Source organism: Pseudomonas sp. GV071, assembly GCF_003050835.1.
Classification (GTDB): domain Bacteria; phylum Pseudomonadota; class Gammaproteobacteria; order Pseudomonadales; family Pseudomonadaceae; genus Aquipseudomonas.
This window is the reverse complement of sequence record NZ_QAOJ01000011.1, coordinates 67,059-82,644: the sequence shown is the minus strand read 5'-3', so window position 1 is coordinate 82,644 and position 15,586 is coordinate 67,059. Positions and strand designations below refer to the sequence as shown.

Below are 15,586 nucleotides of genomic sequence, written 5' to 3'. Positions count from 1 at the left end.
GCTTTTTTGAATGTTATGCTAATGGCTTGCCTCTATATTGTGTTTTTTGTAATGGAGTAAATAATAAAGGTTGTTAGGTAGCTGAATAGACTCACCGAAAATTTTATAATTAGAGCTCCTGTAAATTCTGATAGACGACTGTTTTTTTGATATATGTATGTTCCCGCGAGACTTAGTGGAAAGCATAGGGAGAGAGTGGCTTTATGGAAGTAACTTATTGTCGGCTCCCCTGAGTATCCATTCAGTGTGACGGCGGCAATTCCAATTCCAGTCAATAAGTCTGAGATTAATATTGATCCGCCTAGTTTCTTCATTATTGGTGTTGGCCTCATGCTGATGTCACCGAACTATACTGTTTGCGATGCCTTGCGGAACCACTTATGGTTTGGGTGTGTACGGCTGATTGGGGTTTCAAGTAAATACAAATTGAATGATCCTGTGTAATGGTTTTGGGGTGATCATTGTTTTTGTCCGTCTTTGTAAGTTTGTATTATTAAAAATGCTGCCGTTCCGAGAAATACGAGCGCCAGCGAAATAATTCCAGAGCCCAAGAGCTTTACAGCTTTGTATTTCTGCTCCCTTAAAAGTGCGCCGATAGTTAAAAGCCCAAAGCATGAAATATTTACTATCTTGCGCAAGGCTTCTGTTTGCTGTTCGCTAATGTTTATGTAATGAAAAAAAGTCCACGCTAAGATCAACCCTAAAAGCCATGCGAAAAAAGCTGCGAGTACAGATTTTTCTTGCTGTTCTGAAGGCGTTGTAGATATCTCGGGTTCCATCAAAGCTTTTTTAGATTGGTTATATGAAAAGTCGGGATGAGGCTCAATACCGTTCCGAAGTTTTGTAGGTGTTTTCCATCGGCTACGCCAGCGTGAAAGTTAGTTTGTAAATGGTTGGTTGTATTTTGGATCTTGGCGATCTTAAGGGTCGGTCGGCAATTCGAACACTCTGCCTGTGGAATAGCTAAATCAATACCTGAAATGGTGGTTGGGAAATTTCGTACTGAGAAAGTATCGAGTTTGATGTGTTTTGTTTAATGGCTGATTTCTTGGTGTTGATTATTTTGATGTGGTTAGATGCTCTCTGTAAGAATGTTCCTGCAGAACGATTGGTTGTTTATAAGTTGTGTCTTCTTTTTCGCAGATTCGAGTGTGCTCACAATTTTTTACCTCTCCCTAAAACTCTCACTCCCATACGCCTTAAGCGGACTCAAGAAGTAGTCAATAACCTTCCTCTTATCTGTCTTTATCTCCGCTGTAACTGCCATCCCCGGCGACAACTCAACTTCCCTATCTCCCACCCGTATGCTTTTCTCGCGTAGTTGAATACGCGCGCTGTAAACCAAGCCGCGTTTTTCGTCGTCGATGGCGTCGCTGGAAAGGGAGATGACGGTGCCGTGGATTACGCCGTATTTGGTGAAGTTGAACGTTTCGATTTTTACTTCGACGGCTTGGCCTGGGTGGACGAAGCCGATGTCTTTGTTTTCAAGGAGGGCTTCGACTTCCATTGGTTGGTCGCTTGGCACGATCACCATCAGCGGCTGCGCTTGGGTGACCACGCCGCCCTGGGTGTGGATGGCGAGTTGTTGCACGGTGCCGTCGACGGGGGCGGTGAGGTGGGTGAGGCGGTCGCGCTGTTGTGCTTTTTTCAGTTCCTGGCGCAGAGCGGAGATTTTCGCGGCGGCTTGTTGTTGCAGGTCGAGCATGGCTCGGCGGCTTTGCGCGAGCACGCTTTCGCGGCGTTGTTCGGCTTCTTTTTGGGCGGCTTGCAGTTCACTGACGCGGGCCTGTTGTACTTGCAGTTCGCGTTCCTGGGTAAGGCGCGCCTGTTCGCGTTCCAGCCAGGCGTGTTTGCCGAGAATGCCTTTGTTCTGCAGGGTCTTGTAGTCGCTGGCCAATTGGCGGGCGATGGGCAGGCTTTGTTGCAAGGAGGCGACGCTGACCCGGGCTGAGCGGATGCCGGCGGTTTGTTGCTCGATGGCGGCGCTGACCTGGTCGAGGTTGCTGCGCAGTTCCTGGTATTGGCCGTCTACCCAGCGTTGGGCGGCTTGTTGTTGGGCGGGTTCGGCGTCGCTCAGCAGGGTGGCGAGCGGCGCCGGTGGGCGCTGTTGGGCGATGGCGTCGAGTAGGGCAGTGGCGCGCGCCTGGTCGACTTCGGCGGCTTGCAGTTCGCTGTGGCTGCGCTGCACGTCGGCGTCGGTGATCTGGCTGTCGAGGTCGACCAGTCGTTGCCCGGCGCTGACGGTCTGGCCGTCGTGCACGTGAATGGCGCTGACTACGGCGACGTCGCTGGGTTGAATCACTTTGCTTTTGCCGTTGGGCACGATCTTGCCGGGGGCGCTGGCGACTACGTCGATTTCGCCGAAGCAGGCCCATAACAACGTAATGGCGGCGAAGGCCATCAGCAGCCATTGGCAGATGCGTGGTGCCGGGTGCACGGGCTGTTCCTGCAGGGCCAGGGCGGCGGGCAAAAATTGTATTTCGTCGCGCAGGTACGGCGGGCTGGCCATAGCCTTGCGCTGGCGCCAGGTCTGGCGCCACACGTTGCGGTAGCGGGTGAGCAGGTCGGTTTTGGCACCCATGGTTCACCCCTGCTGCAGGCGGTGCAGGCGGGCGTAGTGCCCAGCCTGGTTGGCGAGCAGATCGGCATGGCTGCCTTGCTCGACGATCTGCCCGCGGTCCATGACCACGATGCGATGGGCATCGCGCACGGCACTCAGGCGGTGGGCGATGATGATTACGGTGCGCCCCTGGCAGATGTGCTGCATGTTCTGTTGCACGATGCGTTCGGACTCGTAGTCCAGAGCGCTGGTGGCTTCGTCGAGAATCAGGATGCGTGGGTTGCCGATCAGTGCGCGGGCAATGGCGATGCGCTGGCGTTGGCCGCCGGACAATGAAGCGCCGTGTTCGCCCACCAGGGTGTCGTAGCCTTCGGGTAGCTCCAGGATAAATTCGTGGGCACCGGCCATCTGCGCGGCGTGGATCACGGTTTCGATCGGTGCGCCGGGGTCGGTCAGGGCAATGTTGTCGCGGATGCTGCGGGCGAACAGCAGGTTGTCTTGCAGCACCACACCGATTTGCCGGCGCAGGGAGCTGACGTCGGCCAGCGCCAGGTCCATGCCGTCCACCATCACCCGCCCGCGCTCGGGGCTGTAGAGGCGTTGCAGCAGGCGGGTGAGAGTGCTTTTGCCGGAGCCGGAGCGGCCGACCACGCCGATCACCTCGCCGGCCTGCAGGCTCAGGCTGATGCCGCGCAGCACTTCTGAGCCATCGGTGCGGTAGCGGAAGTGCACCTGATCGAACTCCACCTGGCCGCGCAGTGCTGGCAGGGTGCTGCGGTTGGCGGAGCGTGATTCGGTCTGGCTGTTGAGGATGTCGCCGAGGCGCTGCACCGACACGCCGGTTTGCTGGAAGCTGGTCCACAGTTGCGCCAGGCGCATGATCGGTTGGGCCACGCGGCCGGCGAGCATGTTGAAGGCGATCAACTGGCCAACGCTGAGTTGGCCATCGATGACCAACCGCGCCCCCAGCCACAGGGTGGCGACGGTGACCAGTTTGCCGACCAGGCCGACCGCTTCGTTGGCCAGAGTCGACAGGGTTTGGGTGTTGAAGCTGGCGGCGACATAGGCCGCCAGTTGGTTATCCCATTTGCGGCTGACTTGCGCCTCGACGGCCATGGATTTCAGGGTGTCGATGCCATTGATGCTTTCCACCAGAAACGCCTGGTTTTCGGCACCGCGGTTGAAACTCTCGTTCAGCCTGGCGCGCAGCACCGGGGTAATCAGCAGGGAGATCAGGAAGTACAGCGGCAGCGACAACAGCACCACCAGCGTCAGCCAACCGCTGTAGACAAACATCACGGCGATGAACACCACCGAGAACAGCACGTCGAGCACCAGGGTGATGCTGTTGCCGGTGAGAAAGCTGCGGATAGTTTCCAGCTCGCGCACCCGCGCCACCGAGTCGCCCACCCGGCGCGCCTGGAAATAGGCCAGCGGCAGGCTGATCAGGTGGCGGAACAAGCGTGAACCGAGTTCGACGTCGATGCGGCTGGCGGTGTGGGCAAACACATAGGTGCGCAGGCCGCTCAGCGCGGTCTCGAACAGCATGATCACCAGCAGGCCCACGGCGATCACATCAAGGGTGCTGTAGCCGCGATGGACTAGCACTTTGTCCATCACCACTTGAAAGAACAGCGGCGTCAGCAGGGCGAAAATCTGCAGGACAAACGACACCAGCAGCACCTCGCCGAGCAGCTTGCGGTACTTGACCAGGGCGGGGATAAACCAGGTGAAGTCGAACTTGCTCAGCTCACTCGCCACGCTGGCCTCGGAGCGCATCAGCAGCAGGTGGCCATTCCAGCGTGCCGCCAGGTCGTGCAGGCTTAACTGTTGGGCGGTTGGGAGCAGTGGGTCATGAATCAGTACGCTGTCGCCTTCGCAGCGGGCGAGGACGAAGAAACTGCCGTTGTGGTCTTGGGCAATGGCCGGTAAGGGCAGTTGCTGCAAGCGTTTGGCAGCGCTGCGGATGCGTTTGGCTTTGAGGCCCAGTTGCCTGGCCGCCAGCAACACCTCGGTGTAACCGAACAGACGCCCGGGTTCGGCGAAGTCGTGCTGTAACTGTTCGGGACTGGCGGCCAGGTGGTGGAAGCGCGCCAACATCACCAGGCAGGTGAGGGCGGTATCCATGGGCGCGGCGTTCGCGCTTCCTTGCTCGTGCTCTGGCATAGCGCTCCTTGCTGATACGCACAAATGCCGTGGCGGATTGCCGGCTTGTGCGTGGCGTGCAAGGCGATTCTGGGCGGTTGTCGAGAGGGATCAAGGCCGTGGTGGTTGATTCAGACGGCGGCTACGCAAGAACAGCGGGCAGCCTTCATTCAGGCAGGAATAGCCGGAACGAGAGCCGGAAAAAACGCTGATTGGCGAGTGGTGCGACGTCCCGCAACTCCTACGGCAGCAAGGCTTTGGCGGTAATGGGCGCTGCGAACAGCGCTGCCGAGTCATGGCCGATGCCCTCGACCGATACCTGCGGGTGGCTGATCGGTATTTTCCATTGCTGCGCCAGCTGCTGTTCGTAGTGCAGGTACTGCAGTTGGCGTTGCTGGCGGGTGGCGCCTTGCAACTGGGCGGAGCAGGAGCGGTCCATTACCCGGGCGGCGGGGTTGTTGTCGTCGGCGCCGACCAGGTAGACCACGTCGCGCGCGGCGTAGCGGCGGAACAATTGCTGGGCGCTGAGTTTCTGCTGGCTGGCGTAGGCCGGCAGTTTTTCCAGGCCGTAGCGGTAGCGGTTGTAGCCGGGGCAGTCGGTGGCTGCGCTGGCTTGCCAGTGGCCGGCGTGCCAGCGTTGGTGGTCGAAATACAGGTAGGACGACGGGCTGGCGACGCCATAACGCAGGTGGATGCCGCGGGTGGCGAGCAGGGTGTCGGTGGGGTTGAACACGGCGTAGCGCTGCACCAGTTGGCCGCCGGCAGAGTGGCCGATCAGCACCACCTCACGTAGCGCTGGGAATCGTTGGCGGTCGGCCAGTAAGGTCAGCAGGTCATCAAGCACCTGAAACGCCGACACCCCACTGAATGACGGGCTGCCATGCAGCCATTGGCCGGCCGCCCAGCGTGGTACGCCGGGGTGGCTGTCGGCGTCGGCATCGGTGAGAAACTGCGGGGCCAGCAGCAGGGTGGTGGCGGGGTCGAGGCCGGCGTTTTCCAGCAGTTGGCTGCCGCTGTCGAAATACTCGCTGCCATTGCGCTTGATACCGTGCAGCAGAATCACTGCGCGGGTCACGGGCAGGGCGGGGGTATCGAGCGCTGCGTTGGCGTACAGCACGAAGGGGTAATGGGCTTTGGCCGTGCCCAGTTCGGCGACCTGCGGGTTGGCGGCAAGCGCCGGCCAGGCGCACAACAGCAACAGCCCAGCGATCAACTGACGACCCATCTGCATCTCCGTGATTACCCAATGCCTGCCCGAGGCGTTCGACCAGTGCGCCGCGCGCCGGTTCAGCGCCGCAAGCGAGCGCGGATTGTGCACGCGGCGCCCCCTCAGCGAGCAAGTTTTTGATTGACGCTCTGGCTAATGCGGGTATATACACGCATCCATGCTGACTACTCATTGCCTCTGCACCAAACTTCGCCGCGCCGCCCGCAGCGTCACCCGTGTCTACGACGACGCGCTGCGCGAGCTGGGCTTGAACGTCGCCCAGTATTCATTGCTCAGCCATTTGCAGCGGCTTGAGCAACCGAGCATTTCCAATCTGGCCGAGGCCATGGGCCTGGACCGCAGCACGCTTGGGCGCAACCTCAAGGTGCTGGAGAACGACGGCCTGGTGCAGATGGGCGAGGGCAGTGATTTGCGCAGCCGTCAGGTGCAATTGACGGCGGCCGGCGTGAGCCGCCTGGAGCGCGGTGCGCGGGCCTGGCAAGACGCTCAGGCGCAGTTGGCGCTGCGTCTGGGGGCAGAAAAACGTGAGGCGCTCTGGCTGTTGCTGGACGACCTGGAAACCATCGATTAGCGGAGCAGGGCAATGACGGCATGGCGCGCAAGTAAGTGGGTGCTCGTGGGGGCGGCGTTGATCCTCGCGCTGTCGATGGGCATTCGCCATGGCTTTGGTTTGTTCCTGCCGCCGATGAGTGCGGCGTTCGGCTGGGGACGTGAGACCTTTGCTTTTGCCATCGCCCTGCAGAACCTGCTGTGGGGCTTGTCGCAGCCATTTGCCGGGGCGCTCGCCGATCGTTATGGGGCGGCGCGGGTGATGGTGGTCGGCGGCATTCTGTATGCGCTGGGCCTGGTGTTGATGGCCTCGGCCGATTCGTTGGGTTCGCTGTCGTTCAGCGCCGGTTTGCTGATTGGCTTGGGTTTATCGGGCACCACCTTTTCCGTGGTGCTCGGGGTGGTCGGTCGCGCGGTGCCGGCGGAGAAACGCAGCATGGCCATGGGCATCGCGGCGGCCGCCGGTTCGTTTGGTCAGTTCGCCATGTTGCCCGGCACCCTGGGGCTGATCGGCTGGCTGGGTTGGTCGGTGGCGTTGATGGCCCTGGGGGGCCTGGCGGCGTTGATCGTGCCGCTGGTGGCGATGCTCAAGGACAAACCGCTGCCAGTGCTTGGCCATGAGCAAAGCCTTGGCGAAGCGCTGCGTGAAGCGGCGGTACACAAAGGTTTCTGGCTGTTGTCGCTGGGCTTTTTTGTCTGCGGCTTTCAGGTGGTGTTTATCGGCGTGCATTTGCCGGCCTACCTGGTGGATCAGCACCTGCCAGCCGCAGTCGGTACCACGGTGTTGGCGCTGGTGGGGCTATTCAATATTTTCGGTACCTATATGGCCGGCTGGCTCGGCGGGCGCATGTCCAAGCCGCGATTGCTGGTGGCGTTGTACCTGGCTCGGGCGGTGGTGCTGGTGTGGTTTATCAGTGTGCCGGTGACCCTGTTCACGGCCTACACCTTCGGCGTATTGATGGGGGTGTTCTGGCTGTCTACCGTGCCGCTCACCAATGGCACGGTGGCGACGCTGTTCGGCGTGCGCAACCTGTCAATGCTGGCCGGGATCGTGTTTCTCTTTCACCAGTTGGGCGCCTTCCTCGGCGGCTGGATGGGCGGTTATCTGTACGACCGCACCGGCAGCTACGACCTGGTCTGGCAAATCTCCATCGCCCTCAGCCTGATCGCCGCCGCGCTCAACTGGCCGGTGCGTGAGCAGCCGGTGGAGCGCTTGCGGATGAGCCCGGCATGAGTCGCGCAGTCACCTGGGGGGGCGGCGCGACAGCGGCTGCGCTGGTCCTCGCGCTGGTCTGGTGGGGCTGGCAGCAAGGTGGTCTTGCCTTGTTGCAATTGGGCCTGGGCAGTTGCCTTTGACGCCATGGGGGATGACGGGTAGCGTGACCTGACTGTCTTCCGGCCACCGAGCGTTACCACCATGAGCCTGCGTCGCGTCCTCCTGCCTGCTGTCGTTCTGTCGTTGTTCTCGCTGCCCCTGCTGGCGGCCGAATGCCCGTCGTTGCTGCAGGGCGAATTGCCCAAGCTGCGCGACAAAAACAAAGAACAGATCAACCTCTGCGAACACTTTGCCGGCAAGCCGCTGCTGGTGGTCAACACCGCCAGCCACTGTGGTTTTGCCCCGCAGTTCAAAGGCCTCGAAGCACTGTACAAAAGCCACAAGGACCAGGGCCTGGAAGTGCTCGGCGTACCTTCCGATGACTTCAACCAGGAAGACCCCGACCTCGCCGAGACCGCCAAGGTCTGCTACGTCAATTACGGCGTGACCTTCACCATGGTCGAGCCGCAGCACGTCAAAGGTGATGAAGCCATTCCGCTGTTCAAAGACCTAGCCGAACAGAGCAGTGCACCGCGCTGGAATTTCTATAAATACGTGGTGGACCGTCAGGGCAAGGTGGTGGCCAGCTTCTCCAGCCTGACCAAACCCGATGATCCGGATCTGCAGGCGGCGCTGGCCAAGGCGATTGCGTCCAAGCCTTAACAGCATCGCGGCTAAAGCCGCTCCTACGGATTGTGCAACGTCGTAGGAGCGGCTTCAGCCGCGATCCCTGGAAACGCAATTTCTCCAACCTTACGGGTTTTAAGCTTCAGTTAAGCGGCGGGCGATAAGGTGATCCCCGTCGAAAGCAAAACACCTAACTGAAGAAAAGGAACGAACCCATGAACAAGTTCACTGCCCTGTTTACCATTGCCGCCCTGACCGCCACTGCAGGCCTGGCCCAAGCCCGTGACCTGGGTCCGGACGAAGCGCTGAAACTGCGTGATGCCGGCACCATTCAGTCGTTCGAGAAACTCAATGCCGCCGCCATTGCCAAACACCCAGGCTCGACCGTGAAAGAAACCGAGCTGGAAGAAGAATACGGCCGCTACATTTACCAGGTTGAACTGCGTGACGCTCAGGGCCTGGAATGGGATCTGGAGCTGGACGCCAGCAACGGCCAGATCCTGAAAGACCATCAAGACAAGTAATGAGCAAGCCCGTAAGTAAATGGCTGCTGCGCTACAGCGGTATCGTCGCCCTGGTCCTGGCCGTGCTGACCCTGAGTTTCACCGTGCACGCCCGCGATCTGGACCAGGACGAGGTACTGCGTCTGCGCCAGGAAGGCCGCATTCTGCCGCTGGAACAGCTGCTGCAACCCGCCCTGGCGCGTCACCCCGGGGCGAAGTTGCTGGAGGCTGAGCTGGAGGAAGAGGACGACGTGCTGGTGTACGAAATCGAACTGTTGACCACCGATGGCGTGGTCCGTGAGCTGGAAATCGATGTGCGCGACGGGCGCATTCTCAAGGACAAGGAAGACGACTGATGCGGCTGTTGTTGGTGGAAGATCATGTGCCCTTGGCTGACGAATTGCTCGCCAGCCTCGGTGCCCAGGGCTATGCCGTGGACTGGCTGGCCGATGGCCGCGACGCCGTGCATCAGGGTGCCACTGAGCCCTATGACCTGATCATTCTCGACCTCGGCCTGCCGGGCAAACCGGGCCTCGAGGTGCTGCGCGATTGGCGCGCCGGCGCCCTGGCGACGCCGGTGCTGATTCTCACCGCACGCAGTTCCTGGGCCGAACGCATCGATGGCCTGAAAGCCGGCGCCGACGACTACCTGAGCAAACCCTTTCACCCGGAAGAACTGCAACTGCGCATTCAGGCGTTGCTGCGCCGTTCCAAGGGGCTGGCCAACCAGCCACACCTGGAAGCGGCCGGCCTGCAACTGGATGAAACCCGCCAATGCGTGTTGCGCGAGGGTGAAGAGATTCAACTGACCGCCGCCGAATTCCGCCTGCTGCGTTATTTCATGCTGCACCCGCAGCAACTGTTGTCGAAAAGCCACCTGGCCGAACACCTCTACGACGGTGAAACCGAGCGCGACTCCAATGTGCTCGAAGTGCACGTCAATCACCTGCGCCGCAAGCTCGGCCGCGAGGTGATCGAAACCCGCCGCGGCCAGGGTTACCGCTTTGCCGGGTTGGGCGCATGAAGTCGATCCAGCGCCGACTCAGCCTCGGCCTGGTCAGCGTGTTGCTGGTGGTCGGTCTGTTGCTGGCGCAGAGCAGCCTGTGGTTGCTGGACCTGGCGTTGCGCCGTTATCTGGAGTCCGGCTTGCGCCATCACACCGAGACCCTGCTGGTTGCCACCGTGCGCGGTCCCACGGGGTTGCAGCTCAATGAGCAGCGCATTCAAGCCGCGTACGAACAGCCATTTTCCGGCCGCTATTTCCGCATTGATTTTGCCAGCGGCACGCCAGCGCCCTGGCGCTCGCGTTCGTTGTGGGACTGGGATCTGGCAGAGGCGAGCGAACCTGGCTTGCAGGACGAGTTGGGCAAAGGCCCCAACGAGCAACAGCTGCTGACTTACCGCGCCGACTACCGCCGTTACGGCCAGCAGATGTCGATTACCGTGGCGCAGGACTACAGCCCGATTCTCGCCAGCTTCCGCCAGGTGCAATACGTCGGCCTGGGCGTCGGTGCCGGCGCCTTGCTGCTGATTCTGCTGCTGCAACGCCTGACCGTGCGCAACTCACTGCGCCCGCTGGAACGGGTGCGCCAACAGCTGCAACAGCTGCAGCAAGGGCAGCGCTCGGCGCTGGATAAAGACGTGCCGCTGGAACTGGAACCGCTGGTGACCCAGATCAACCACCTGCTGGCCCATACCGAAGAACACCTACTGCGCTCGCGCAACGCCCTGGGCAATCTGGGGCATGCATTGAAAACGCCGCTGGCGGTATTGGTCAGCCTGGCGGAGCGCGACGAACTCAAAGCCCATCCCGACCTGCAAGCCACCTTGCGCGAGCAGCTGCAACAGATCGAACAGCGTCTGAGCCGCGAACTGGGCCGTGCGCGCCTGGCCGGTGAAGCACTGCCGGGCGCGCAATTTGACTGCGATGAAGAGTTGCCGGGGCTGTTCAGTACCCTGGGCATGATCCATAACCGTGGGCTGGACCTGACGTGGCGAGCGCCGTCCGGTTTGCGCCTGCCCCGGGACCGTGAAGACCTGCTGGAAATGCTCGGCAACCTGCTGGATAACGCCTGCAAATGGGCCGACTCAAAGGTGCAACTGAGTATTCAGCGAGAAGGCACCGGTTACCTGTTGTGGGTGGATGACGACGGGCCGGGCATCGATGAAGTGCGCCGCCGCGAAGTGCTGGAGCGGGGCACACGGCTGGATGAACAGGTGCAAGGCCATGGCCTGGGCCTGGGCATCGTGCGCGATATTGTCGAGGCGTGGGGTGGGCGGATCGAGATGCTCGACAGCCCGTGGGGTGGGTTGCGGGTGAGTGTTGAACTACCCAATCCGTAGTTTCTCCGGGTACCCCCGACTCCGGTTTGGGCCTTTACTCCGTCATCCCAGCGCAGGCTGGGATCCAGATTTTTCTGTCGTACGCCTACCGTGTGACAGCCACTACTCTGGGGCCCAGCCTGCGCTGGGACGACGGATGTTTGCCGTGAGGTTCCCGGTTTACATCCCGTTGGCAAAGCCCGGGTTGCTCATGTCGATCGCTTCACGCACCGGCTTCAATGCCACGGCGTATTTGCCGAGGATATCCAGGGCGTAGTCGATGCGCGCACGCAGGCGCTGGTCGTCTTCGCTGGCCGCTTCCGGGCCGTTCAATACGCCGCCGCAATGGCGCACCAGAATGTGCTCGGGCAGGTAGTTGACGCGGCAATTCTTGTAGCTGGAGGCGCGCATTTCACTGATCACGTACGGGCCACCGACGGCTGCCGAAACGCCAACCAACAGCCCTGGCTTGTGCGCCAGTTCGGCCTTGCTGGTGTAGATGAAAAAGTTCTTGATCGCCGGACACGCCATGCCGTTCCACTCGGGGACGATAACGATCACCGCGTCGGCGGCTTTCAGCTGTTCGGCGTATTGCGCCCACGGGCCGCTGTCTTCGGCTGGCCACAGGGGCAGGGGGCCGGTGCCCAGGTCGATGACGTTGCTGGTGGCCGCGGTGGTCAGCTGCAGGTCGATCAGGCGTTGCTGAAGGAAGTGGGCAACCTTGGCCGACTGGCTGTTGTTGCGGCTGGAACCGGCGACGATGGCGTAGTTGAGCATCTGCAAATCCTTGGCGGTAAGGGGCGAAATAGACAGCGCGCAGGCTAACCAGAGCGCGCGCTTGCGGCAAGGGGAGAAGCGTCAGACTAGGGATTGGATGGCGCCAGAAGCGCATCGCGGCTAAAGCCGCTCCTACGAAATGTGCGATCTCGTAGGAGCGGCTTTAGCCGCGATGATGTTGTTGCTGGTTAAACCCGGAACTGATCCATCAATGCCTGCTGGTGGTTAGCCAGGCGGTTGAGCGATTGGCTGACCTGTGCCGATTCATCGGCCTGCGCCGAAATCGATTCGGTCACGTCGCGAATCGAGGCGACGTTGCGGTTGATCTCTTCGGCCACCGAGCTCTGTTCTTCGGCGGCGCTGGCGATCTGCAGGTTCATGTCGGTGATCACCCCCACGGCATCGCTGATGCGTTGCAGCGCGCTGACGGCCAGTTCCACCTGCTGCACGCTGGCTTGCGCCTGGCGGTGGCTGCTGCCCATGCTGCTGACCACTTCGCGGGTACCGTTCTGCAGGCCCTCGATCACCTGGCGGATTTCTTCCACCGAGTCCTGGGTGCGTTTGGCCAGGTTGCGTACTTCATCGGCGACCACGGCAAAACCACGCCCGGCTTCCCCGGCGCGTGCGGCTTCGATGGCGGCGTTAAGCGCCAGCAGGTTGGTCTGTTCGGCAATCGAGCGAATTACTTCCAGCACCGAGCCGATCTGCTGGCTGCTGCTGGCCAGGCCCTGGACTTCTTCCATGGCCACGTTCATTTCATTGGCCAGCAGCTCGATGGCGCTGGTGGTCTGGCCGATCACGCCGAGGCCTTCGCGGGTGGCATCGTCGGCGCTGCGTGCGGCTTCGGCGGCCTGGGCAGCGTTGTGGGCGACGTCTTGAGCGGTGGCGCTCATTTCCTGGAAGGCGGTGGCCACCTGGTCGACTTCACGGTACTGCTGCTGCATGCCGGAGCTGGTCTGGCGGGCGATGGCCGAGGACTGGTCGGCGGTGCCGCGGGCGTCCTGCACCGAGCTTTTCACGTCGGCAATGATCGGCTGCAGCTTGTCGAGGAAGCGGTTGAACCAGCCAGCCAGTTCGCCCAGTTCGTCGCGCTTGGCGTAATCGAGGCGGCGGGTCAGGTCGCCTTCGCCAGTGGCGATGTTCTGCAGCATGGCGGCCACGCTGAGAATCGGCCGGGTCACGCCACGGGCTGTCAGCCACATCAACAACAAGCCCAGCAGCACAGCGACCAGGCCACCGAGCAGGGCCAGGGCGCTGTCGCCAGTGCGGCGGCTGTCCAACTCGGCTTCGAGTTTTTTCGCCGGTACGGTAAGGACTTTTTCCGGCACCTCGATCAACACGCTCCAGGGCTTCGATTCCGGGATCGGCTGCAGCGGTTCCAGCACCTGCAGCATCTCGCCTTCATGCAGCACCTGGGACTGGGCGCTGGCGGTCAGGCGGGTGAGTTCGTTGCCGTGCTCGCCGAAGCCTGCGCTCAACGGTTTGCCGAGCAAAGAGGCGTCGCGGCTATGACCGGCGAACAGGCCCAGCGGGCTGATGATGCTGACGTGGCCCTGGCCTTCGTACAACTCTTTATTGGCCTTGTTGCTGATCTCTTGCAGGCTGGCCAGGCTGATATCGACGCCCACCACACCGACCACTTTGCCATCCACTTCCACCGGGAAGGCGATGCTGGTCATCAGGGTTTTGACCTTGTCGACTTCATCGATATAGGGGTCGAGCACGCAGGTCTTTTTGCTGTCCAGCGGGCAGGTCAGCCAGGAGTTGTAGGGGGTGCCGTTGCTCATCACGGTGGTGTCGTTGAGCAGCTCCTCTTTCATTGCCTCGGGTTCCAGTTCGCCGCTGCTCGACTGTGACCAGTACAGGGCGAAGCGGCCTATGTCGTTACTGCCCAACGCGTCCTGACCAACGAATTGTGCGTCCTGGCCATCCAGGCCGTTGGGCAAAAACACCACGTACAGTCCGAGCAGATTGCCGTTGCCCTGCAGCGCGGTGTGCATTTGTTCGGAGAGGTCGGTGCGGATCGCACCGGCGTCGATGCTATGGGCCTTGGCCTGGGCGATGAGCATTTTCACCTGGCGGGTGAAGCCATTGCCGTACTGATAGGCATCCATGAAATACCGTTGGATGCGCAGCGACTGGGTTTCACCTCGGGCCGCCATGCGCTTTTGCGCCGCCTCTTCGAGCATGCCGGTGCTGGAGGCCTTGACCACCTCGGCAGTGCTTTTGGCTTGATACAGCGACGTACCGACCAACAGGGTGACGATGACCAGCAGGCAAAGGCCGGCGAGCAGCGTGATTTTCCACTGGATTGAGAGACGGCTAAGCATAAGGAGGTTCTCTTCTGAAACGTCGGAATGCAGGACTCATATCGGCACAGTTCGGCGCTTTGTTGATGCGCGAAGGTTGTTCGTGGTGCACCGATACCTGCTTGCAGATTAGGTAATCCGGGGCTTGGTCGTGCCCCGCCAAATAGGCAGGAAAGAATTATGCACACGCCTGGTTGAAATATTGAACGGATATTTGTGGAGCATGCAGAGGATTTTTGTTGACAGAGACACGACCGATTCATTGGCTAGAGGTTAAAAAAACTGACGATTCTGTCGCTAATGGTCTGAACTGAATTACAGGTTTCGCCTACAGCCATAACAACAAGCGCCGATACAACAGGACTGCCGTTGCCTGACGGTGCGCTGTTTAAAGGAGTGATCATGCGTCTGAAGACCAAAGTGATGCTGCTGGCCCTGGTGCCCGTACTTTTATTTGCCGTGGTGCTCAGTGGCGCCGCCACCCAGGTACTGCTCAGCCTGGCCGATGGCGAGGTGAAAGAAACCCGCGAACGCCTGATTCAGGAGCGCCAGCAAGAACTGCAGAACTACATGCAGATTGCTCTGGGTTCGGTACAAAGCCTTTACGATGCTGCCGCTCAAGGCGATATGGACAGCCGCGCACAGGCCATCACTATTCTGTCGAAAATCAAATACGGCAAAGACGGCTACTTCTTCGGCCATGACGCCAACATCGTGCGGCTGTTCCGTGGCGACAACCCGTTGGATGTCGGCAAGGTGCTGGCCGACCGCAAAGACCCCAACGGCGTGTTCGTCAACCGCGAGCTCTACAACGTGGCCAAGAACGGCAGCAACTACCTGCGCTATTCCTCGCCGTTGCCCACCAACGACAAAGTGCTGGTACCCAAGCTGGCCTACAACGTTTACCTGGCGAAATGGGATATGGCCTTGGGCACCGCGATCAACCTGGATGGCGTCGAGGCCGACGTGGCCAAAGTGCAGGATCAGATCAAGGCGCGCATCAGCACCATCGTCACCAGCATTGTGGTGATCGCCCTGGTGTTGCTGGTGATCTTCGGCATCGCCGGCATGGCCTTGGGTAATGCCTTTCTGCGGCCGTTGCAGCAGATCAAGAACAATCTCGACGACATCGCTGCCGGTGATGGCGACCTGACCAAACGCCTGCCGGTCAACGGCCAGGACGAGCTCGGTGAACTGGCCGGTTCGTTCAACGCCTTCGTCGCCAAGATTCATGGCCTGGTGCGGCAGATT

At 60.6% G+C, this 15,586-nt stretch carries 12 protein-coding genes and 3 pseudogenes; 8 read left to right on the top strand and 7 right to left on the bottom strand.

From position 1 onward, the window contains the following. Positions 1-458 precede the first annotated feature (458 nt). The 4 genes from C8K61_RS26650 to C8K61_RS20170 form a co-directional block, all read right to left on the bottom strand. Positions 459-779: a hypothetical protein gene (locus C8K61_RS26650; protein WP_146174311.1), complete on the bottom strand. Its 321-nt coding sequence runs from the start codon at positions 777-779 to the stop codon at positions 459-461. 386 nt (positions 780-1,165) lie between these two features. Next, positions 1,166-2,581, bottom strand: coding sequence for an HlyD family type I secretion periplasmic adaptor subunit (locus C8K61_RS20180; RefSeq protein ID WP_108098088.1), 1,416 nt, complete (start codon positions 2,579-2,581; stop codon positions 1,166-1,168). 3 nt (positions 2,582-2,584) lie between these two features. Next, positions 2,585-4,726: a type I secretion system permease/ATPase gene (locus C8K61_RS20175; RefSeq protein WP_108098087.1), complete on the bottom strand. Its 2,142-nt coding sequence runs from the start codon at positions 4,724-4,726 to the stop codon at positions 2,585-2,587. A gap of 220 nt (positions 4,727-4,946) precedes the next feature. Next, positions 4,947-5,930, bottom strand: coding sequence for a hypothetical protein (locus C8K61_RS20170; protein WP_256589496.1), 984 nt, complete (start codon positions 5,928-5,930; stop codon positions 4,947-4,949). A 160-nt stretch (positions 5,931-6,090) separates the two neighbouring features. Between C8K61_RS20170 and C8K61_RS20165 the strand changes: the two genes are divergently transcribed. From C8K61_RS20165 to C8K61_RS20135, 7 genes are all read left to right on the top strand, one after another. Next, positions 6,091-6,504, top strand: coding sequence for a MarR family winged helix-turn-helix transcriptional regulator (locus C8K61_RS20165; protein ID WP_108098085.1), 414 nt, complete (start codon positions 6,091-6,093; stop codon positions 6,502-6,504). A gap of 12 nt (positions 6,505-6,516) precedes the next feature. After that, positions 6,517-7,716 (top strand): MFS transporter, encoded by a 1,200-nt coding sequence (locus tag C8K61_RS20160; protein ID WP_108098084.1) that lies wholly within the window; start codon positions 6,517-6,519, stop codon positions 7,714-7,716. A 183-nt stretch (positions 7,717-7,899) separates the two neighbouring features. After that, positions 7,900-8,460 (top strand): glutathione peroxidase, encoded by a 561-nt coding sequence (locus tag C8K61_RS20155; protein WP_108098083.1) that lies wholly within the window; start codon positions 7,900-7,902, stop codon positions 8,458-8,460. 179 nt (positions 8,461-8,639) lie between these two features. Next, positions 8,640-8,948, top strand: coding sequence for a PepSY domain-containing protein (locus tag C8K61_RS20150; RefSeq protein ID WP_108098082.1), 309 nt, complete (start codon positions 8,640-8,642; stop codon positions 8,946-8,948). Further along, complete coding sequence (locus tag C8K61_RS20145) at positions 8,948-9,283, top strand: PepSY domain-containing protein (RefSeq protein ID WP_108098081.1); 336 nt, start codon at positions 8,948-8,950, stop codon at positions 9,281-9,283. Before C8K61_RS20150 ends, C8K61_RS20145 begins: the two co-directional genes overlap by 1 nt. Then, complete coding sequence (locus tag C8K61_RS20140) at positions 9,283-9,951, top strand: response regulator transcription factor (RefSeq protein ID WP_108098080.1); 669 nt, start codon at positions 9,283-9,285, stop codon at positions 9,949-9,951. Before C8K61_RS20145 ends, C8K61_RS20140 begins: the two co-directional genes overlap by 1 nt. Next, on the top strand, positions 9,948-11,270 hold the full coding sequence (locus tag C8K61_RS20135; protein ID WP_108098079.1) for a sensor histidine kinase: 1,323 nt from the start codon (positions 9,948-9,950) through the stop codon (positions 11,268-11,270). Before C8K61_RS20140 ends, C8K61_RS20135 begins: the two co-directional genes overlap by 4 nt. Before the next feature lie 159 nt (positions 11,271-11,429). Here C8K61_RS20135 and C8K61_RS20130 read toward each other — a convergent pair whose 3' ends face one another. The 3 genes and pseudogenes from C8K61_RS20130 to C8K61_RS27320 all read right to left on the bottom strand — a co-directional run. Next, entirely contained in the window at positions 11,430-12,026 is a 597-nt protein-coding gene (locus C8K61_RS20130) for an NADPH-dependent FMN reductase (RefSeq protein ID WP_108098078.1), read from the bottom strand. A 188-nt stretch (positions 12,027-12,214) separates the two neighbouring features. Beyond that, a pseudogene (locus C8K61_RS27325) lies at positions 12,215-12,727 on the bottom strand (methyl-accepting chemotaxis protein); the annotation flags it as partial. A 345-nt stretch (positions 12,728-13,072) separates the two neighbouring features. Then, positions 13,073-14,026, bottom strand: a pseudogene (locus C8K61_RS27320) (HAMP domain-containing protein); the annotation flags it as partial. Between the two features lie 711 nt (positions 14,027-14,737). Between C8K61_RS27320 and C8K61_RS27315 the strand changes: the two are divergent. Then, positions 14,738-15,556: pseudogene (locus C8K61_RS27315) on the top strand (cache domain-containing protein); the annotation flags it as partial. Positions 15,557-15,586: the final 30 nt, after the last annotated feature.